18 protein-coding genes are annotated in these 19,979 nt (G+C 39.6%); 9 read left to right on the top strand and 9 right to left on the bottom strand.

The features are described 5' to 3' along the window. Positions 1–122: 122 nt before the first annotated feature. Positions 123–1,196 (top strand): PorV/PorQ family protein, encoded by a 1,074-nt coding sequence (locus RI561_RS01820; protein WP_395078507.1) that lies wholly within the window; start codon positions 123–125, stop codon positions 1,194–1,196. A 51-nt stretch (positions 1,197–1,247) separates the two neighbouring features. Here the strand turns inward: RI561_RS01820 and RI561_RS01825 are convergent, their stop codons facing one another. After that, the gene (locus tag RI561_RS01825) at positions 1,248–2,225 is read right to left on the bottom strand and encodes a 6-bladed beta-propeller (protein ID WP_395078508.1); all 978 of its coding nucleotides are present in this window, start codon (positions 2,223–2,225) and stop codon (positions 1,248–1,250) included. 416 nt (positions 2,226–2,641) lie between these two features. Between RI561_RS01825 and miaA the strand changes: the two genes are divergently transcribed. The 7 genes from miaA (at position 2,642) to RI561_RS01860 (ending at position 7,837) form a co-directional block, all read left to right on the top strand. After that, on the top strand, positions 2,642–3,550 hold the full coding sequence (gene miaA / locus RI561_RS01830) for a tRNA (adenosine(37)-N6)-dimethylallyltransferase MiaA (protein WP_395078509.1): 909 nt from the start codon (positions 2,642–2,644) through the stop codon (positions 3,548–3,550). A 151-nt stretch (positions 3,551–3,701) separates the two neighbouring features. Next, on the top strand, positions 3,702–3,947 hold the full coding sequence (purS, locus tag RI561_RS01835; RefSeq protein ID WP_395078510.1) for a phosphoribosylformylglycinamidine synthase subunit PurS: 246 nt from the start codon (positions 3,702–3,704) through the stop codon (positions 3,945–3,947). A gap of 39 nt (positions 3,948–3,986) precedes the next feature. Further along, positions 3,987–4,280 (top strand): ATP-dependent Clp protease adaptor ClpS, encoded by a 294-nt coding sequence (locus RI561_RS01840; RefSeq protein ID WP_395078511.1) that lies wholly within the window; start codon positions 3,987–3,989, stop codon positions 4,278–4,280. Between the two features lie 4 nt (positions 4,281–4,284). Next, positions 4,285–4,983, top strand: coding sequence for a phosphoribosylformylglycinamidine synthase subunit PurQ (gene purQ, locus RI561_RS01845; protein ID WP_395078512.1), 699 nt, complete (start codon positions 4,285–4,287; stop codon positions 4,981–4,983). 7 nt (positions 4,984–4,990) lie between these two features. Continuing rightward, positions 4,991–5,755, top strand: a complete 765-nt coding sequence (gene lptB, locus RI561_RS01850; protein ID WP_395078513.1) for an LPS export ABC transporter ATP-binding protein — start codon at positions 4,991–4,993, stop codon at positions 5,753–5,755. 9 nt (positions 5,756–5,764) lie between these two features. Next, positions 5,765–6,085: a rhodanese-like domain-containing protein gene (locus RI561_RS01855; RefSeq protein ID WP_395078514.1), complete on the top strand. Its 321-nt coding sequence runs from the start codon at positions 5,765–5,767 to the stop codon at positions 6,083–6,085. An 18-nt stretch (positions 6,086–6,103) separates the two neighbouring features. Continuing rightward, positions 6,104–7,837: an amidohydrolase family protein gene (locus tag RI561_RS01860; RefSeq protein ID WP_395078515.1), complete on the top strand. Its 1,734-nt coding sequence runs from the start codon at positions 6,104–6,106 to the stop codon at positions 7,835–7,837. Positions 7,838–7,866: 29 nt separating this feature from the next. Here the strand turns inward: RI561_RS01860 and rho are convergent, their stop codons facing one another. The 8 genes from rho to glgB all read right to left on the bottom strand — a co-directional run bounded on the left by rho (position 7,867) and on the right by glgB (position 18,644). Beyond that, positions 7,867–9,072, bottom strand: coding sequence for a transcription termination factor Rho (rho, locus tag RI561_RS01865; RefSeq protein WP_395078516.1), 1,206 nt, complete (start codon positions 9,070–9,072; stop codon positions 7,867–7,869). A 169-nt stretch (positions 9,073–9,241) separates the two neighbouring features. Then, positions 9,242–10,576, bottom strand: coding sequence for a tetratricopeptide repeat protein (locus tag RI561_RS01870; protein ID WP_395078517.1), 1,335 nt, complete (start codon positions 10,574–10,576; stop codon positions 9,242–9,244). A 76-nt stretch (positions 10,577–10,652) separates the two neighbouring features. Continuing rightward, positions 10,653–11,969 (bottom strand): hypothetical protein, encoded by a 1,317-nt coding sequence (locus RI561_RS01875; protein WP_395078518.1) that lies wholly within the window; start codon positions 11,967–11,969, stop codon positions 10,653–10,655. Next, positions 11,956–13,176 (bottom strand): hypothetical protein, encoded by a 1,221-nt coding sequence (locus tag RI561_RS01880; protein WP_395078519.1) that lies wholly within the window; start codon positions 13,174–13,176, stop codon positions 11,956–11,958. The genes RI561_RS01875 and RI561_RS01880 overlap by 14 nt, the downstream gene beginning before the upstream one ends. 33 nt (positions 13,177–13,209) lie before the next feature. Further along, the gene (locus RI561_RS01885) at positions 13,210–14,013 is read right to left on the bottom strand and encodes a glycogen/starch synthase (protein ID WP_395078520.1); all 804 of its coding nucleotides are present in this window, start codon (positions 14,011–14,013) and stop codon (positions 13,210–13,212) included. 29 nt (positions 14,014–14,042) lie between these two features. After that, entirely contained in the window at positions 14,043–14,855 is an 813-nt protein-coding gene (locus RI561_RS01890; RefSeq protein ID WP_395078521.1) for a phosphosulfolactate synthase, read from the bottom strand. Positions 14,856–14,929: 74 nt separating this feature from the next. After that, complete coding sequence (gene malQ, locus RI561_RS01895) at positions 14,930–16,435, bottom strand: 4-alpha-glucanotransferase (protein ID WP_395078522.1); 1,506 nt, start codon at positions 16,433–16,435, stop codon at positions 14,930–14,932. A 7-nt stretch (positions 16,436–16,442) separates the two neighbouring features. Beyond that, on the bottom strand, positions 16,443–18,644 hold the full coding sequence (glgB, locus tag RI561_RS01900; protein WP_395078523.1) for a 1,4-alpha-glucan branching protein GlgB: 2,202 nt from the start codon (positions 18,642–18,644) through the stop codon (positions 16,443–16,445). Positions 18,645–18,748: 104 nt separating this feature from the next. Here glgB and RI561_RS01905 point away from each other — a divergent pair, with 104 nt between their 5' ends. After that, positions 18,749–19,975, top strand: coding sequence for an FtsX-like permease family protein (locus RI561_RS01905; protein ID WP_395078524.1), 1,227 nt, complete (start codon positions 18,749–18,751; stop codon positions 19,973–19,975). Positions 19,976–19,979: the final 4 nt, after the last annotated feature.

Genomic DNA, 19,979 nt, shown 5'->3' on the forward strand with positions numbered 1-19,979 from the left:
TATACTAAGAAATACTGGGTCTCTCTGCAACCGCAGAAAGTGCAATTTTCAACCTCAATAAGTCTCCTTATATATCGTTTAAGCGCTACAGTAACTTGTAATATTTATTTTAGCAATTTTTGATGAACCGCCTTCTATTAGCGCTTTTATTCTTTTCCTCATTTCCGCTTTTAAGCAATGCACAATCGGCTCAGGCTAAGTATGGGAATGATTTTCTAAGAACCGGAAGCGGAGCTCGAGCCCTGGGAATGGGAAGTGCCCATGTTGCCCTCGCCAATGATGTAACCGCTGCCTATTGGAATGTGGCCGGTCTTGCTGAAGTTCAAACGCCACAAATCATGTATATGCATTCTGAGCGTTTCAGTGGCATTGTTGGGTATGATTATGGAGCAGCTGCCTTGCCGCTAAAAACACAGGATGGAGTTGTGTCGATTAGCTTTTTTCGACAGGGAGTTGATAATATTGCCAACACCTTAAATGCCTGGGATCGGGAGAGAGATGCTCCTAAAGGAAATGTAGAAGATTATATAACCCGATTTAGCGCAGCCGACATGGCGGTATTCTTTTCTTATGCGAGGCAGCAAAATGAGCGAATTTCGTATGGCGCTTCAGCTAAAATCATTCACCATAAATTAGGGCCTTTTGCCCAGGCTTGGGGCTACAGTCTTGATGTTGGAGTGAAGGTTAAAACCGAGTTTGCTGATGTTGGATTGACCATTCACGATATTACCACCATGCAAAAAATGTGGGATGTGAATGAGTCTGCTTTTGGAGATTATGAAGCACAGTTCGACAGCTTGGGAGCCACATTGCCTACGGGACAAAATGAATATGTACTTCCCTCGGTAAAACTTGGAGCATCTAAGCTATTTAAGGTGAATACAGATTTTGTGGTAAGCGCAGCGGCGGATGTAGATCTTTTATTTGAAAACCGTCGGGCGTATTACATAAATGTAGGAGAAATGAGTATTGAACCCCATTTGGGAGCAGAGGCAAATTACAAAGACGTGGTTGCATTGAGAGCCGGTGTTACGGACTTTATAACAGATCCTATTTCAGGCTTTTCAGTTTCACCAACCTTAGGTATGGGATTACAACTCTCTTCATTCGTGCTTGATTACGGGTTCACCAGTTTTGCTGGTGCTTCCAGTGATTTAGGTTTTACCCACCGTATTTCTCTTCGGTTTGATTTTTAGATAGTTTTTTAGCCGTCCCCCATACTCAAGGCAAATTTTAAATAGAAAAGATTAATTTCTGAATTCATAAGCAATAATAGATTGGCTTTTCCTCTCTTGCATATACAGTATATTGTTATGGTAACCTAAGATAATGGTTCCTTTTTCGGGTAATTCTAATTGTTGCTTTAAATTACCTTTTAAATCAACAATTACAGCTTGTTTATCACCACCTGTTTGTACACCAAATTGAACCAAAAAATTTTCTTCGTCAAGTTTTGTAAATGAAGTAAAGAATGTGCCAAAAGGGAAAAAAGATCCTTTAGTAAACACTTTAGCTTGATAGCTATTTGCCTCTTTGGGGATCACCGGATAATCAGAATATTTCCCATCTGCCTTCTCTGGTATATTAGGAAGTTTAAATGAGTTAACTTTAGAAAAGGTAGAATCATAGAGCTCAAATCGGTTTTGAAACTCCCAAGCAAAGAGCCATTTCTTTTCAAATTTAAATACATCATACTTTGATAAAAGCCCAGGAGCTATTTCAAAGTCAAGAAAGATGCTATCTATTTCTTCACTTTTAGTATTATAGGTAAATATATTTTCTTCGTAAAATTGAGTCGGTACAATTATTAGATTATCAGAATCAGTATGTAATCCATAAATATTTGAAGCAAATTCTATAATCCTTTTATTTTCAATGTAGTTTAAATCAAAATCATAGATCTGAAAAAAAGGCATCATTGTTGATACATAAAGAAAACCATTATTTGAGGAAAGATGTCTTGGCCCATATTCAAATTCCCCAGGGCCTCTTCCTTGAGACCCACTACTGTTAAGTAGCTGACCATCAAGAGAGAACTTGTAAATTTTAGATCCTTTAAAATCTGAAATAAAAATATTTTCTTTTAAAATTTTAAAGTCAATGATTTGATTAAATTTTGTTCGGTTTAAGTCATTGAGAGGATATTCATTATAGAATTTGTATTCCTGATTTGGACTAATATCTTGAACTAGTAAACCAAAAATGATCAGTATTAATAATCGCATTACAGAAGAATTAAAAAGTAAGCAACAAATCGTTGCTTACTTTATTGTTTTAAGGGATTACATTGTATCAAAGATGCATTCTAATCCTGCATTTGGACAAATACTATCATAGAACATTATATATACTGCGTATGTATAATCCCCGCTGATATATGCCTCTGTTGCGGTATTTCTACAATTATCCACAAGCTCGACACAAGGATCTACCATACATGTTGTGTTCTCTACTGTTATTTTTGAATCGACAGACCCCATAAACAGAAACCCTAAACTTAAAATTAAAAATTTCATACTGTACCTCATTAGTTAATTATTGTTAACAAAAACAATATATATATATAGTTAAAAGCAAATAATTATTAATTTAATAGTAAATTTTCTGTCTTATACTAATATAAATTTAAAATCACAGTATTTTGCGCATCATCATTTTAGGCCCTACCGCATCCGGAAAAACCGAGCTTGCCATTCAGCTTGCTGAACAGCTGAATACCGCAATCATTTCCGCAGATTCCCGCCAATGTTACAAGCATATTGATATAGGGACGGCAAAGCCTTCTCAAGAAGACTTAACCCGAGTTGCGCACTACAACATTTCTTTGCTTGAATTAGAGGAAGAAGATAATGCAATGGCCTTTCAAAGGCGGGCGGCGAAGTGGGAAAAGGACATTCTCCAAGAATCTGAGCATGTGATTTATGCCGGCGGAAGTACCCTTCATATTCAAAGCTTGATACAACCATTTAACGAAATGCCGGAAGCGGATGAGCAAAACATCGTACAACTTGAGATACAGATTAAGGAAGAAGGATTAAAATCCCTGTACCAAAAGCTGGAAGAAGTTGATCCGGAATATGCTGACAATATGGATGGAATGAACCGACAACGAATTATTCGGGCCCTGGATGTGTGGATGCAAACCGGGAAGCCTTTTAGCAGCTTCCATCAGCAAGGTGAAATTCAACCGGATGAGAACACCATGGTCTTTGGGCTAAAGTGGCCAAGGCCAATACTATATGATCGTATCAATCGCCGGGTGGACAACATGATTGAATCCGGTTTGGTGGAGGAACTGAAAGCTATTTTAGAAGCCGGGCATTCAAAGGAACTTCAATCATTGAATACGGTTGGGTACAAAGAGATTATCAAATACCTGGATGGGGAATGGACACTGGAAAAGGCGGTTGAAAAAATCAAAACAAGTACCCGGCGTTATGCAAAACGGCAAATTACTTGGTATAAGCGTTGGGAGTTTATTAACTGGCTGGAGGCGGATAAGATGAGTGCTGAGGAAATGAAGGAAAAAGTATTAAATAGATTGAACTGAAGAATTAGAAACCAAAAAGGAGTCAGGACTCAGGATTTAGTACTCAGAAAAAATCTGAATCCTGAGTCCTGACTCCTGTATTCTTAAAGAGAAGTTAGCAGCTAAGTCGCAGAAAGCTTAACTTTGGCACTCACTTTAAACAAGCCTGAATATGTACAAAGCGAAAGTAAATGTAACGCTCCGTCCATCAATTTTGGACCCTAAAGGAAAAGCGGCTCATCATGCCTTGCAAAACCTTGGACTAAATGAAGTTCAGCAGGTTCGCATCGGTAAATTTATTGAACTTGATGTGGATGCCAAAGATGAAAATGCCGCCAAAGAAATTGTAGAGTCAGCCTGTGCGCAACTGCTGGCGAATGAAGTTATGGAAGATTTCGAAATAACAATCGAATCTTGATCCATGGTTTCCAATACTCAACATATCGACGTGCTCGTGATGTCTGAGTCGGAAACAGAAGAACTCACAGAAACAAAGACTGAAGAAGAAGTTGAGGAATCGGTAAATACGCCGTGGCGACTTATTCTTTATGACGACGACATCCATACTTTTGATGAGGTGATTTCACAGCTCATGAAAGCTACCGGATGCAGCCTTTCGGAAGCGGAAGACAAAACCTGGAAGGTGCATAACGAAGGCAAAGCACTTGTTCATGAGGGCGAGTTCGAAGAGTGCCTGAAAATCGACAGTGTGCTAAAAGAAATTCAACTGGTTACTGAAATAAAAGGATAAAAAAATGGCCACATTTGGCGTAGTAGTATTCCCCGGCTCCAATTGCGATCACGACGCATACCATGCCATGAAACACGTAATGAATTCCGAAGTCAAGTTTTTATGGCATAAGGATACCGACCTTTCCGGAATCGACTTTTTAATTGTACCGGGGGGCTTTTCTTATGGTGATTATCTCAGGTCAGGTGCTATAGCTCGCTTTTCTCCCATAATGCAGGAAGTCATAAAGTTTGCCGAAAATGGAGGCCCTGTGATGGGGATTTGCAACGGATTTCAAATATTGCTTGAGGCAGGACTCATTCCCGGGGCTATGATGCACAACGAGAAGCTAAAGTTTGTGTGCAAAAATGTATATATCCGAACGGAATCAACGGATAGTCTTTTTACCTCAGGATTAGAAAAAGGACAGGTGCTCGATATACCGGTCTCTCACGGAGAAGGAAATTATTTTATTGAAGAAGACGGGCTGAAATCACTTCAGGATAACGATCAAATCTTATTTCGTTATTGTGATGCAGATGGTCAGTTCACAGAAGAAGCCAACTTCAACGGATCGGTAGATCATATTGCTGGCATTTGCAATAAAGGACGAAATGTCCTGGGCATGATGCCGCACCCCGAGCGAGCCATGGAAAAAATTCTTGGATCTGAAGATGGAAAGCCTATTTTTAAATCTATCCTGAATTCACTTTCCATAGCCTGATTATTTTATGAGCACAGAATCACAACCGGATCTTAAGCTGCACAGCGAAGGCTTGGTAAAGCGTTATCGCAAAAGAACGGTTGTAGATGATGTTTCTATCAATGTGAAACAAGGAGAAGTGGTGGGGCTTCTTGGTCCTAATGGGGCAGGTAAAACAACGACTTTTTATATGATGGTTGGATTGGTTAAGCCCAATGCCGGGAAAATCTTTCTTAATGAAAGAAATCTTACTCGCGAGCCCATGTATAAAAGAGCACGTATGGGAATTGGTTATTTGGCGCAGGAGGCGAGTGTTTTCAGAAACCTGACGGTACGTGAAAACCTGGAATCGGTACTGCAATTTCTTACCGTGCCTCAAAAAGAAATTAATCGTCGGGTTGATAAGCTTGTAGAAGAATTTGGGCTTCATAAGGTAGTTGATAGCAAAGGGTATAGCCTTTCCGGGGGGGAAAGACGGCGAACCGAGATCGCCCGCGCCCTTGTTACCGATCCAAAATTTATCTTATTGGATGAACCATTTGCCGGAGTAGATCCTATAGCGGTTGAAGATATACAGGAAATAGTATCCGGCCTACGCCATCAGAATATTGGGATCCTTATTACAGATCACAATGTACATGAAACACTGGCAATTACCGACCGGGCGTATCTTATGTTTGAAGGAAGAATTTTGATGGAAGGCTCAGCCGATCGCTTAGCTGAAGATGAAAAAGCGAAGAGTTTATATCTTGGAAAACAATTTAAATTAGATCGATATACTTCAGAAGAATAAAATAATCCTATGGAATTGATAACAGTTCATGAGCTAAAAGAAAAAAGGGAAAACCAAGAATCATTTCTTTTACTTGATGTCCGGGAACATCATGAGTATTTGGTATCTAATATTGACGGTTTACACATTCCTTACGAAAATCTTGAAAGTCGCTTAGATGAAATTGAAGAGCATAAAGAGTCTGAAGTGGTTGTGATGTGTCGTTCAGGGAATACAAGCCAAGATGCAACTGAAATTCTTGAAAACTCGGGCTTTAAGCATGTATATAGTTTAAAAGGCGGAATGAAACGCTGGGCAAAAGAGATAGATCCTACTTTGCCTGTGATTTAAAATCAAAAACATGAAACCATGGCGTCCTTCTCACCAAAAATAAATGCGAAAATCCTTTTTCTGTTAACCTTATTTATTGCTTGGGGAGGATTGGTTTTGGCACAGAGTAATTCTTACGATGTAATACTGAAAAACGGCCGCATTTTTGACGGCACAGGGAACCCATGGTTTAAAGCTGATATCGCAATAAAAGATGGAAAAATAGACCGTATAGGTGATCTTGAAAGTGCTTCAGCTTCAGAAGTTATTGACCTTAAAGGATTATACGTTTCTCCGGGATTTATTGATATTCATTCCCATGCCTACGGTCCTATTGCATTAGAGGGTGGTATTGCTTCTGATGATGTGAGAAGGCGACAAGCTCCTAATCTTATTTCGCAAGGTATTACTACTATAATTGGCAATCACGATGGACGGTCGGTTGATGAACCTTTTGATCAGCAGCTGGAAAACCTTGAATCAATGGGAATTGGGGTGAATACCGGGTTGTTGGTGGGCCATAATACCATTCGCAGAAAAGCATTAGGTGAAAATTATCGACGATTGGCTACTGAAAGCGAAATTATGGATATGAGGAATCAAGTTAGGGAAGCGATGCAAGAAGGTGCTTTTGGAATGTCTGCCGGACTTGAATACGTTCCCGGCCGATGGAGTAATACTGAGGAAGTTGTGGCTTTAGTTAAAGAAATAGTACCTTACAATGGCGTTTATATTTCTCATCAACGAAGTGAAGCAAAAACACCAATGCTTTGGCTGCCAAGTGATGAAAATCCCAACCCACCCACGCTTTTAGATGCGGTTGAAGAAACCATAGAAATAGGTGAGAAAACCGGAGCTACGGTGGTAGCTTCTCACCTAAAGTCCCGAGGATCAAATTATTGGGGAGGAAGTGGGGCAGCAATATCATTGGTTGAGCAGGCAAGGAAAAGAGGGGTTCCGATTTACGCAGATCAATATCCTTACAACACCAGTGGCAGTGATGGTAGTACCGTTTTAATTCCCCGATGGGCCTTTGATTTTGATGAATTTGGAATAGAAAGAGAAGAGGAACCCGACTTCAGTCTGCCGGTAAAAGAAGCCCTACAAGATGAAGAATTGAGAGAGACCTTATACAAAGATATTACTCACTCCATGAAATACAGGGGTGGGGCTGAACGAATCGTGGTTTTCGAATATCCCGATTCTTCTTATATCGGTAAAAATATTGCTGAGTTGTCCCAAATGCATAAGATCTCAAATGTAGAGATGGTTTTAAAACTTCAACAAGATGGCTTTAAAAACAGACCCGGTGGCGTAAGGCTTCGAAGCTTCTCTATGCACCAAGACGACCTTGATGCTATTGCAAAAACAGACTGGACGGCTACCACTACCGATGGCATGATTACTTTACCTGAAGATGGCCCGGATATTCATGCACGATATTACGGCACGTTCACACGTAAAATTCATAAATTTGCTTTGACAGATGGAACAATCAGTGTTCCTGATGCCATAAGGTCCTCCACATCACTTCCCGCTCAAATAATGGGGATACAAAACAGAGGATTAATCGAGGAAGGATATTATGCTGATATCGTGGTTTTTGATATGAATACCATTCAAGATAGATCAACATTTTTTGACCCACATCAGTATTCAACAGGTATTAGGCATGTTTTCATTAATGGAGAACAAGCTTATGCTGGTGGAAAATTTACCAATGCCTTATTAGGCAAGGCTCTGACTCCTCAAAATTCATCCTTAGAAAAGTAAAATAAGGTATCAGTGACGTAGGGAAATCATTAAGCCAGGGCAGCAATTTGGTTTAGAAGCTCTTGGTTGCTGTCCGTATTCTTTAGGACCTTAAGAAGCCCAAGCATAGATTCTTTGGGTGATTTTTTCAGAAGATACCTTCTCACCATATTTCGCTCCTCTAAAGAATCAGTAATGAATTTGTGCTCATTTCGGGTACCTGAAGCTTGAATATTTATAGCAGGATATATTCGGTCGTTAGCCAACTCACGGTCCAAAACCAACTCCATATTTCCGGTTCCTTTGAACTCTTCAAAAATGAGATCATCCATTCTGGAGTTTGTTTCAACCAGGCAAGTTGCAATAATGGTAAGTGAGCCGCCGCCTTCAATTTTCCGTGCTGAACCAAAAATTTTCTTAGGAATTTCAAGTGCCCTTATATCTAATCCACCTGATAGCGTGCGCCCGCTATTGGATTGAATGGCATTGTAAGCTCTTCCTAACCGCGTAAGTGAGTCAATGAGTAGTACGGAGTCTTCACCCATCTCGGCTTTCCGTTTGGCATAACCAAGAGCCATTTCAGTAATTCTGATATGGCTTTGTGTTTGCTTGTCGTTTGAAGAGGCAAATACTTCTGCCTGCGTAGATCTGATAAAATCGGTGACCTCTTCAGGACGCTCATCAACAAGTAATACGCTTACATGAATGTCATCATAATTATCTTTAAGAGTTCGGGCAATTTTTTTCAATAATACAGTTTTTCCGGTTCGGGGAGGTGCAACGATAAGCGAGCGTTGCCCCTTTCCAATGGGAGCCACCAAATCCATAACCCGCATCTCTACATCATCGGCATTAAACCCAAGTTTTATCCAGTCAACAGGCATGATGGGTGTTTGTCTTTCAAAACGGCTTGATTTGGTCCAGGCTTCAACAGGCCGGCCATTTACAATTTCAACAGAAGAAACATGTTTATGCCCCTGATTATCCTCCTCAAACTCTCCTTCCAATACAAGACCAGGTCTGAGTTCTAAATCTTTAACTTCTTCAGGTTTTAGAAAGGGATCTTTTGGGTTGTAGGAAAACTCATAATCCAATTTCCGGATAAAGCCCCACCCCTTTTCATTTATCTCAAGAACTCCGGCATACCGTCCGGCAACACCTTGATTATTCTTCCAATGAAACTTTGGAATAAAGACATTCCCTTTACTGCGGCTATTACGATTCTTGTTTTTTTTATAATTTTTTTTGCGTGCCATGTACTTGATGCGTGTTGTTAAATCCTTCTCCCGATTGAATATCGAAGTGTTAAAACAGAAATGTTTGTGAATTAAAAGAGAGAGGAGAGAAAAAAGATGCGGATTAATTATCCGCATCTAAAATAATTAGTGGATAAGAAAAGATACAAATGTTTTTATTGATAGCAAATTAGCGAACGGTTGTTGTTTCGTTGATCCAGCTGTAACAAGCTTTAAGAGAGCCATCAATTTGAATTTCTTGTCCATCTTCTAAATTTAGTGTTAAAAACTTATCCTCTGTAGATGGAGTCACCGCCTCATAAGATGAGAGCTGACTGTTCACGGTATTTGTTACAGAAGAGTCAACTTGTTTGGCTTTATTCAAGTAGTCAATTATTAGCCAGTATACCACTCTGTCTTTGGGCTCTAAACTGGATTCTTCTGTACAATTAGTAATAGCTTCGCTGTAGATGGTACCCATTTTTATATAAGAAGTACCATTGTTTGGATCTATCTCTATTGCTCTTCGAACATACTCTCTGGCTGTTTCTAATCTGTCAGAACTGATATACATATCTGCCATGCTTAGATATAGAGTTTCTCGTTGAGAGTCATCTGAAGCACGATCCAATGCTTGTTGGTAATATTTTATAGCCTCATTATAGTTGGCGTTACTCTTGGCTAAATCACCTAAATCCAAAGCACTTTCGTAGGTTGGTTCAAGCTCATTGAGCTTAACTTTTACCTCCTTCAGCTTTTCACGGTCACCGGTGCCCTCATAAGCTTGTTCGAGTGCTTTCCATGCATCAATATCATTTGGGTCTTCTTCGACCATTGGAGAGAAGTATGCAATTTGCTCTTCCGGAGAACCGAGAATCTCCTGTTGTTTCTCCTCGATGAAATTTAAAATATCTCCACTGGCATGTGGTTTAGTTAAGTCAATAAGCTCTTGTGCATCTTCAACTCTATCCTGCCTTACAGCGTTATTAAGAGCTTGACGTAAATAATACCCATCGCCCATAGTTGTAGCTCTTTCAGGGTTGAGATGAATAAGCGTTTCATAATCTGAGTAGGCTTTTTGAAGGCCATCTTCAATTTCGTTGTAATTTTGCTGGAAGAAACGGCCTCGTTTAAAGATAAGATCAAATTCTTCTTCCTGGTCATCTCCAAAAAGGTCTAAAGCCCGGTTTATCAAAATTCGGGCAGTATCTATATAAGCGGCTTTTTCGGTAGGGTCTTCTTTGGAGCGTCCCATTTCAGAATAGATGTTAATCATTCTGTTGTACTGAGTATTCAGTTTAAATGCTGAATATCCTTCAATAGTCTCAGGGTTAGAACAAATGATCCACCTACCATATTTAAGCGCTAAGTCATAATCCCCGTTTTTATAATTTTCTTGAAAAATAGAATAGGCAGGTAATTGACCTAACCCACTGGGCGGCTCTTCCTGGCAATCATCAAATTGAGCAAAAGCAAGGGGGACGCTAACAAAAAATATCCACAAAAGCGTTATTATTTTTTTCATCGGTCTTGATATTATTAATCCTGTTGGTCTATAAAACTCAGCAGAATATTGATTTATTATGTTTTAATAGTTTTTGTTAATTCAATTTGGGTCTGAAAAACATGAGTTCAGTCAAGTTAACAGATAAGTTAAGGGCCCAAATTTTTTCTCTAACAAGGTTATTAGAGGTAGTGCCACGTAATCCGTATTGGGCACTGATGTCAATAGTTGAATTAGAAAAGGGGGAAATTATTCCTAAACCGGCAGAAAACCAAAGGGTATTAATATCATCTCCCTGAAAACTCAGATGACCCGAGTCAAATGAAACCCCACCACTATATCTGAAATTAGATAAAAAACTCGTTGAGTTCGTTTTGTAGGGGTGATACTCAGCACCAAGGCCTAATTTGGTACGATCTGATAGTTCAAGAGATTGAGTATTAGAGTTTATGGAAGATTCAGCTTCGCTCCACGTTTGTAACTTACCTTCTAACGATATATTGAAAAGGTTTGAAGGATAATATGTAACTCCACCGGTCCATTCAGCAGGTAATTTAGCCCCTAATCCGGATTGTTCGTTGAGTGTCACTTCGCGGTCTCGGCCATTAACTTGTTTAGTACTTACAATCTTTTCATCAACAGAAATTTCTACCGGTAAAATAAAAGAAGACCCAATAGTAATTCTGTCGTCAGAGCTAATGATATTTTGAAATGAAAGCAAAGCTCCAAAACGATGGCTAAAAGATGAACCGGTTATTTTATTACTGATGGTGGTGTTACCGTAGTCAATTCGGTCGAAAAAAGCATTATTTATTGTTTTTTGAGAAACAAATGCTAATGACGGAGCATAACCAAAGGCAAAGTTTTTATTAATAGTCCAGCCAAAACCAATTTCTAACTTGTTTACCCCACCAGATCCGGTTGTTTCAGTTCTGTAGTTTATAGTGTCGTCTTCCGGAGTTACGATAGTGTTGGTGGTATTTGTGAACTGATAATTGGAGCGTGTTACAGGGTATAAAGAGGCTGATATACCAAATTTTTCTCTATAAATAGGCAACGTTAATTGTAGGTAGTTTGCTTGAAGAGAAGAGTTTTCGTTAGCAGTATTATTGTCCGAAGAATTAAACTTCGAAAACAAAAAACCTGATGATGTTGTAGTCAGCACATTTTTCCCCCACAGAGCCGGATTGTATAAGCTATTTGATTGAGAGTTATCTAATGAAACACCTGGAATACCTAAACCCAACTCTCTGGCTGTATTGTTATCAGTTGGGAAACCAAGGCCAAAGAGTGAGTAAAAGGACCCCCCTTTACTTTTACTGCTGGAGTCGTCTTGTGCAAATACTGATGATGCAGCAAAGATTGAGATTACAATTGCTAAACTTAAAAAGCTATGAATGTTAATTTTCTTCATTCACTATATAGGTAATTATTAATTTTGGTTTTTTATGTGAAGGTGCTTCAGAATTGAATATTAAAGTTGAACGGAGAATGCCTGAACTTGAACCTATCCCAACAATCATTTCGTTCTGTTCTTCTTCGCCATACAAAGCATTGTTTACGAAAGTATTGACAGGTGCTTTAAAGTAAGCACTGTCTTCAATAATGGGGGCAATAAAGTCGGGGTCGGTAAGCTGATATTCAAAGACATCATCGTCGACGGTTCGCTGGTTTAAACCCAATAAGTTTATATTAGGCCTGTAATGATTAACCGGCAAAGAGTTTTGAAGATTTTCTTCAGCTGAATAAAAAATCAATTCTGATTTTATAATATTAGAGGAAGAATGTTTCTGTTTTAACTCTTCTGTAGGAAAAACAATTCTCATGGCACTTTCCATAGTGGTATGTAAAGGGAAAGCACCCTCGGTTTGAGGTACATTAGAACGATTTATGCTATAAGCCCAATTATTAAGAGGCACAGAAGCAGTATCAGTTTGATCCTCATTCAAAATTAGAAAACGAGTTTCTGAAGCGTTGGGGAAATCAATTTTGCCTGAGCTACCCGTCGGCACAATGGCTAAACCATGAAATTCATATTGGTATAAAGAATCCGCATTGTCTTCTTCGTTATTTAAATATGAGGCATACTTATCTTTCCATGAATCAGCAAGATCAATAAGGATGTTTTTTTCACTGCCAACCTGGAACTGACCTATTAAATTTGCTTCATTGTAATCTAATTCATCATTTACCCGATGTGAAGTTCCTCTCCAAAGAGAGGTAATCTCATACACTGAAAATGAGGCAGTACCGAGTGTGTCTCCGTAAGTTTGAGCGCTGTCAAGTCCAACTTCAAGCTTCATAGAAAAGTTGTTTCCCTCTATTTCTAAACTATCAGGAATATTGGGGTTTCTAATAGGTCTAACGAAAGTTGTGGCATCAATATCACCAAATATTTGATCATTATATTTTCCCATTGCCATAAAAGGAAAATTTCCTGAGTACCCATCCTCAAAATTTAATACAGAGGTGTTTTTAACCTCTAAGGTATCGAAGGTAACAACAGGAGAGTTTGTGAAATCATCACCAACGCTCCCCGGGTTTTCACAGCCGTTAAAAATTAAAATTAGTGCAAATAGCGCCGTGTATAAGGAAGTGAGGCCCTTATTTCTTCTGGTCATTAAAATATATTTAAAATGTTCTCTATCTATCTATTATTCAGCGTCGGATATCGTCCGATAATATTCGGCAAATTTATCGGAGACATCTTCCGGGGAGCCTTGAATTTTCTCAGGCTTAATTCCCAGTTCATCAAAGATATCATCGAATTCATCTTTTAGATAATTACCCGTAACCACATGATCACTGTATTTGAGCCCGAGTTTGAGCAAATCAACTTTGCCCTCCTCAGTCAAATTGTCGATATCAGTATCAGCGGGTAATCCGAGAAGTTCTAATACCCGTGCAGAGTCTGAATCTCCCTCGTTAATAGGGTGATGCAGATTGTACACAATCTTAGTATTCTGAAAAATCTTCTCATCTTTATATAAAGTTTTCACTAAAAGCGGAGTCAATCCGGCCGGCCAGTCGTGACAATGAATAATGTCCGGTTCCCAGCCGAGCTTAATAACTGTTTCGAGCACTCCTTTATTGTAGAATGCCAACCGCTCATCGTTATCTTCATAAAATTCTTCTGAATCTGGTTTTCTGAATAGTCCTTTTCTCTTGAAATAAGTGTCGTTGTCTAAGAAATAAACCTGCAGTTTAGCATTGGGGATACTTGCCACTTTAATTTTCATCGTCTCGATTGTATCCCCCACTTTAACCTCTATACCGGAAAGTCGAATTACTTCATGTAATCGATTTCTGCGGTCATTAATGGATCCATACTTGGGAAGTAAGATGCGGATCTCAAACCCTTTGTCTTGAAGTGAAGCAGGCAAAAACCGAAGTAAATCGGCTGTATAAGTCATGCGTGCAAATGGGGAAATTTCTGCGGCAACGTAAAGAATTTTCATAGATATGTGCTCTCAGTGATTACTCTGGTTTAATTTGGTGCTGTATTATTTTTCATAACACTATTTAGATCCTCATCGTCATCCAATGAGTAAAAGTCTAAAAGGGTGTCTCCTCTAAGGCCCAGCCGGAGTGTTTCAACGGCAATTACATCTGCTGGTACAATATTTCCAAGATTGACATTACTGCCAAACTTCCGAATGAACCAAACCTGCTGCTCTTTTTGAGGGGCTTCAAAAATAAGTTTGTCTTGTGATATTTGATCGGTGATTTCTTCTATCAATCCGGAGCGAACTTCGCCATTGGGTCTAAATACTCCAACAGTTCCACTTTCGCGGGCTTCACAAATAACTTTTTGTGCTCCGGCTTTAAGTTCTTCTTCTATAATTCGAACCCATTTGTAGGGAGGAATGATATCGTTAGGGTTTTTACTGCCAACTTCGGAGTACACGTAAAACTCTTGGCTCAGTTCTTTAATGATCGCCTGTTTCCTTTCATCGGATAACCATATGGTGCCGTTGGAAACTTCCACATGCTGTATGTTGTAGTTTTTCATCAACTGAACATAGGCGTCAAGCTGATCGCGGAGTACATAGGCTTCAAATAAAGTGCCTCCAAAATAAACCGGAATATCGGCACTTTGATAGACTTCAATTTTTTCTTCAAGGTTTTGGGTAACATATGCTGTTCCCCAACCCAATTTTACAACGTCTATATAGTTGGAACTGGATTCAACGAAATCCTGAGCTTGCCGCACGCTATATCCTTTATCTAAGGCAAGGGTTAACCCCCTTTTGCGTGGTTTATCAGTTCGCTTAGGTAAGTGATTTAGTGTAAATGCCATATATTTCAGTTAAAAATTCTAAGCTTGGAATATACAAAAACACAGTCTGTATATGAAATCAAGCATTTATTGAGTTATGTATTTCTATGAATTTGACGATTACTTATTTCAACAAGGTGCTGAATGTGTTGTTCATCTACATTTTTGAACATTTCGTAAGTGTATCTCCACAGCCAATTACCCGACGATGTGCCGGGGATATTCATTCTGTGTGACTCATCCAAACCCATGTAGTCCTGTAATGGGAAGATAGCCTGATCTGCTACTGAAAGCATGCCCAGCCGGATGAATTCCCAGTGAATATTTTCGCCACTTGAGCGGGTATATGTGCGCGCTTTGTGTTGTTCGGTTTCGTTGGTTGAGTTATACCACCCTATAGCGGTGTCATTATCGTGGGTGCCTGAGTAGACAACGCTATTTGGTGTATAATTATGGGGTAAGAAATCGTTGGCAGAGTCTGAGTCGAAGGCAAATTGAATGATTTTCATGCCCGGAAAATTGTATTTATCTCTCAGTTTTTCAACACCTTCCGTCATAAATCCTAGATCTTCCGCGATAATGGGCAGTTCTCCGCATTGTTCAAGTATAGTATCAAAAAGTTTTTTACCGGGACCTTTAACCCAGCGTCCATTTTCAGCTGTTTTTTCTGAGGCTTTAATTTCCCAGTAAGCATTAAAACCACGGAAGTGGTCTACACGAATAGCATCAAAGGCGTAAAACATTTGTTTGAAGCGATCTACCCACCAAGAGAAACCATCCTCTTCAAGCTTATCCCATTTATAGAGAGGGTTTCCCCAAAGTTGGCCGGTTTTACTAAAATAATCAGGTGGTACCCCGGCTACTAACATTCGGTTTCCCTTTTCGTCCACTTCAAAATATTCGGGATTAGCCCAAACATCAGCACTGTTATGGTCAACAAAAATAGGAATATCGCCAATTACACGAATACCTTTTTGGTTGGCATAATTTTTTAGGGCAATCCACTGGTTGTTAAATTCAAACTGAAGCCAGTATTGATATTCAATCTGTTCTTTAAATTTCTCCCGATATTTTTTAAGTGCTTCCGGTTTACGCTGAGCTATGTCTTCATCCCAGGTATTCCAGGGTTGCCTGTTGTAATAGAGAGAACAGGCCATAAAAAGCACAAAATCATCGAGCCAGTGTTTATTTTGCTTTTTGAACGCATTGAAGGCTTCTTTTTCTTCTTTTTTTATGGAATCGAAAAAACGCTTAAAGGCCAATTGGTACACACGATCTTTATTTTTAAAAGATGCTTCATAGTCAGCTTCAGTAGAATAGGGTAATTGAATGTCATCAATCTCATCCTGAGTCAGTAACCCTTTTTTGTGAAGGATGTCTGGGCTGATTAGATATACATTCCCCGCAAAAGCAGAATAACTGGCATAGGGAGAGTTTCCATATCCGGTTGGGGTAAGGGGTAAAACCTGCCAGATGGATTGATTTGTTCGATCTAAAAAATCAATAAATTTTCGGGCCTCAAACCCAAAATCTCCCATTCCATATTTACCGGGAAAGGATGTTGGGTGAACTAAACAGCCGCAAGAACGTGGAAAGCGCATGTAGTATCTATTCCTTTGGTTTTAAAATTAGCCCTGCCAGCGGAGGTATGGTAACAGAGATATTGGCTTTTTGATTATGCCACTCTCCCCATTCAGCATGAATTTTACTATCTCCGGCATTACTTCCACCATAGTATTCCGAATCGCTGTTCAATAAAATTTCATATTCACCTGCATGGGGTACGCCTACCTTATAGCCGTAGTGAACATTAGGTGTAAAATTCAGAATTACAACTACAAAATCTTCCGGGTCCCTGGCTCTGCGGATATAAGAAATAATACTGTTATCAGCATCACTGGCATCAATCCATTCAAAGCCGCGCCAGTCAAAATCAATTTCGTGCAGTGGTTTTTCCCGGTTGTTTATCGAGTTTAAATCTTTAACAAGTTGTTGTACTCCTTGATGAGTTTCCCATTCCAATAGATGCCAGTCAAGAGAATGTGATTCATCCCATTCTGACCACTGTCCAAATTCGCATCCCATAAAAAGTAAATTTTTTCCGGGATGGGTGTACATGTATAAATAAATGAGCCGTAGATTCGCAAACTTTTGCCAATCATCGCCGGGCATTTTTGAAAGCATAGATTCCTTCATATGTACCACTTCATCATGAGAAAACGGAAGCATAAAATGCTCTGAAAAAGCATATATCAGAGAAAAGGTAAGCTGATCCTGATGATATTTTCTATAAATAGGATCTTTTTGAATATAGGTTAACGTGTCATTCATCCACCCCATATTCCATTTAAAATCAAATCCTAAGCCCCCGGTTTCTGTAGGACGGGATACCCCTCCCCAGGAAGTTGATTCTTCAGCAAAAGTGATAACTCCAGGAAAGTGATGATGTACCGAATCGTTGAATTTCCTTAAAAAGTCGATGGCTTCGATGTTTTCACGACCACCATACTTGTTTGGAATCCATTCACCTTCATCGCGGGAATAATCCAGGTATAGCATCGAGGCTACGGCATCAACCCTAAGCCCATCTATATGAAATTTATCACACCAATAAATTGCGTTTGAGACGAGAAAATTTTGAACTTCAGTACGCCCAAAATTAAAAATACAAGTTCCCCAATCTTTGTGTTCGCCCTTTCGGGGGTCGTCATGCTCAAAAAGTCCGGTTCCGTCAAAACGCCGTAGTCCATGTTCGTCTTTTGCAAAGTGAGCAGGTACCCAATCCACAATCACCCCAATACCGGCTTGATGACATTGATCTACGAAGTACATAAAATCTTCCGGGGTACCAAAGCGACTGGTGGGCGCATAATATCCGGTAATCTGATATCCCCATGAGGGATCATACGGATGTTCGGCTATGGGCATTAGTTCTACGTGAGTATATCCCAAATTTTTTAAGTAAGGCACCAGCTGGTCGGCCGTTTCACGATAACTTAAAAAACCGGGCTCTTCGCCAACTTTACGTCTCCAGGAACCCAGATGCATTTCATAAATTGAAATGGGTTGATCGTATCCTTGTTTTTCCTGTCTGTTTTTAATCCAGTCAGCATCTTCCCATGCATAGTTATCAATACCCTTTACAATGGAAGCTGTGCCCGGACGCAATTCAGAATAAAAGGCAAAAGGGTCAGCTTTTTTTAGAGGAGAATCCTGAACCGGGGTAATAATTTCATATTTATAATAATCCCCTTCCTGAACATGTGGAATAAAAATTTCCCAAATACCCTGATCGTGAAATTTTCGCATACGGTGAACACGTCCATCCCAGCTGTTAAACTCACCAACCACGCTGGCTCGTGTTGCGCTGGGTGCCGTAACTACAAAATGGGTTCCTTTTACGCCTTCAATCTCGCGTGGATGAGCTCCCATGAACTCATAAGCCTGGTTATGATTGCCTTCACCCCAAAGCTGTAAATCAAAATCGCTGATAAGAGAATTAAATTGATAAGCATCTTTTATAGTAAATGGCTCGCCTTTATGGGGCGTAATTTGTAGCTCGTAGTTAAAACGGTTCTTTCGGCGGGCAAATACTTTTTCAAATAATCCTTCTTTGGAAACCAGATCAAGTTCATACTTCTTACTACCAATTATGGCTGTTACGGATTTTGCTTCCGGTCTAAATGTTCGCAGGACTAATTTCTTTTTGTCATCTATGTCTGTTTCATGTAACCCTAAAACTGAAAAAGGGTCCCCATGTGACCCGTCAGATATGGAAGCAATTGTTTCTTTTGATAGTGTAAAACTCATCACCATTTTTGGATTTGAAAGGACGATAAAGATACTAAAATTTCACAAAATTTTGTGTATCCATTTAAAGTGCTTTCGATTCAACGATTCTATATTTTAGGTACATGAAGAATTCCGGCTTTATTGCAAAGAGATACTTGTTTTCGCGCAAGCATATCTCCCTTATTTCTACCCTAACTTTTATCAGTATTACCGGCATTACCATTGGTACGGCCCTGCTGATTGTGGTTCTTTCCGTGTTTAATGGTTTTTTTGATGTGATTAAAAGCTTTTTGTTGTCGTACGACCCTGATTTGCGGATCGAGGCTTCCGGGGCTCAAACATTCGCACAAAACGAAGAAATAATGTCGCAGATTCGTTCATTACCGGAAGTACAAATTATCTCTCCCTATGTAGAAGGAAAAGCATTATTGGCGATTGAAGGATCACAAAATGAGGTAGTTGATGTTAAGGGGGTTGAGCGAGATTCCTTTTTTCAGCTTGTTGATATTGAAGAAAGTGTGACTACAGGGGTTTTCGACCTCTCAGTCCGCAACAGAACACCAGGCATCATAGTGCATGAAGATCTTAAAAACCGACTACGCCTTAATGTTGAAGATGATTTAGCCCTGCTAAGTGCGGCCGGCATGAAAAATGCACTCACCCAAATTACCGTCCCTCAATCTTTCCGTTTTGATTTACGGGGGGCCTATTATTTACAACAGATAACAGGTTCGCCAAAAGTTTTTGTAGACATTGAAGCGGCTAAACGATTATTTAGGGTTCGGGGTGAAATCACCGGAATGGATATAAAGTTATCCAACAATGAGCAGGCAGAGGAAGTGAAAGAAAAGCTTTCGGTCATTCTGGGAACGGATTTCAAAATTTCGACTTGGTACGATTTACAGAAGCCGCTGTATGATGTGATGTACCTGGAAAAGTGGGGATCATTTTTAGTATTAATCCTGATTGTGATAGTAGCTGTTCTGAATATTATTGGGTCATTAACAATGATTGTCATTCAAAAACAAAGAGACATTGGCATTTTAATGTCGATGGGATATAGCCGAAAAGGTATTAAATCCATTTTCAGGAAACAGGGACTGTACATTGGCTTAATAGGATGTGGAATTGGAGGTACTCTTGGCCTTGCCCTAAGCTGGGCTCAAATGAAATTCGGCTTTGTAAAACTATCATCAGCATTTATTATTGATGCTTATCCCGTACTGATAAGTCCATTAGATGTATCCATTATTTTAGTAGCCAGTTTGGGTCTTTGTATACTGGCAAGTTGGTATCCTGCCCACCGGGCCGGACAGGTTCAACCCGCCGATGCCGTACGATATGAATAGGTAT

Origin of the sequence: Gracilimonas sp. (assembly GCF_031581265.1) — a bacterium.
Lineage (GTDB): Bacteria > Bacteroidota > Rhodothermia > Balneolales > Balneolaceae > Gracilimonas.

Excerpts from the sequence above, each read along its gene's own strand:
- purS (WP_395078510.1), top strand. The coding sequence starts at position 3,702 with ATGTACAAAGCGAAAGTAAATGTAACGCTCCGTCCATCAATTTTGGAC.
- RI561_RS01840 (WP_395078511.1), top strand. The coding sequence starts at position 3,987 with ATGTCTGAGTCGGAAACAGAAGAACTCACAGAAACAAAGACTGAAGAA.
- RI561_RS01870 (WP_395078517.1), bottom strand. The coding sequence starts at position 10,576 with ATGAAAAAAATAATAACGCTTTTGTGGATATTTTTTGTTAGCGTCCCC.
- RI561_RS01820 (WP_395078507.1), top strand. The coding sequence starts at position 123 with ATGAACCGCCTTCTATTAGCGCTTTTATTCTTTTCCTCATTTCCGCTT.
- rho (WP_395078516.1), bottom strand. The coding sequence starts at position 9,072 with ATGGCACGCAAAAAAAATTATAAAAAAAACAAGAATCGTAATAGCCGC.
- RI561_RS01885 (WP_395078520.1), bottom strand. The coding sequence starts at position 14,013 with ATGAAAATTCTTTACGTTGCCGCAGAAATTTCCCCATTTGCACGCATG.
- RI561_RS01905 (WP_395078524.1), top strand. The coding sequence starts at position 18,749 with ATGAAGAATTCCGGCTTTATTGCAAAGAGATACTTGTTTTCGCGCAAG.
- RI561_RS01855 (WP_395078514.1), top strand. The coding sequence starts at position 5,765 with ATGGAATTGATAACAGTTCATGAGCTAAAAGAAAAAAGGGAAAACCAA.
- purQ (WP_395078512.1), top strand. The coding sequence starts at position 4,285 with ATGGCCACATTTGGCGTAGTAGTATTCCCCGGCTCCAATTGCGATCAC.
- lptB (WP_395078513.1), top strand. The coding sequence starts at position 4,991 with ATGAGCACAGAATCACAACCGGATCTTAAGCTGCACAGCGAAGGCTTG.
- RI561_RS01880 (WP_395078519.1), bottom strand. The coding sequence starts at position 13,176 with ATGACCAGAAGAAATAAGGGCCTCACTTCCTTATACACGGCGCTATTT.
- malQ (WP_395078522.1), bottom strand. The coding sequence starts at position 16,435 with ATGCGCTTTCCACGTTCTTGCGGCTGTTTAGTTCACCCAACATCCTTT.
- glgB (WP_395078523.1), bottom strand. The coding sequence starts at position 18,644 with ATGAGTTTTACACTATCAAAAGAAACAATTGCTTCCATATCTGACGGG.
- RI561_RS01890 (WP_395078521.1), bottom strand. The coding sequence starts at position 14,855 with ATGGCATTTACACTAAATCACTTACCTAAGCGAACTGATAAACCACGC.
- RI561_RS01860 (WP_395078515.1), top strand. The coding sequence starts at position 6,104 with ATGGCGTCCTTCTCACCAAAAATAAATGCGAAAATCCTTTTTCTGTTA.
- RI561_RS01825 (WP_395078508.1), bottom strand. The coding sequence starts at position 2,225 with ATGCGATTATTAATACTGATCATTTTTGGTTTACTAGTTCAAGATATT.
- RI561_RS01875 (WP_395078518.1), bottom strand. The coding sequence starts at position 11,969 with ATGAAGAAAATTAACATTCATAGCTTTTTAAGTTTAGCAATTGTAATC.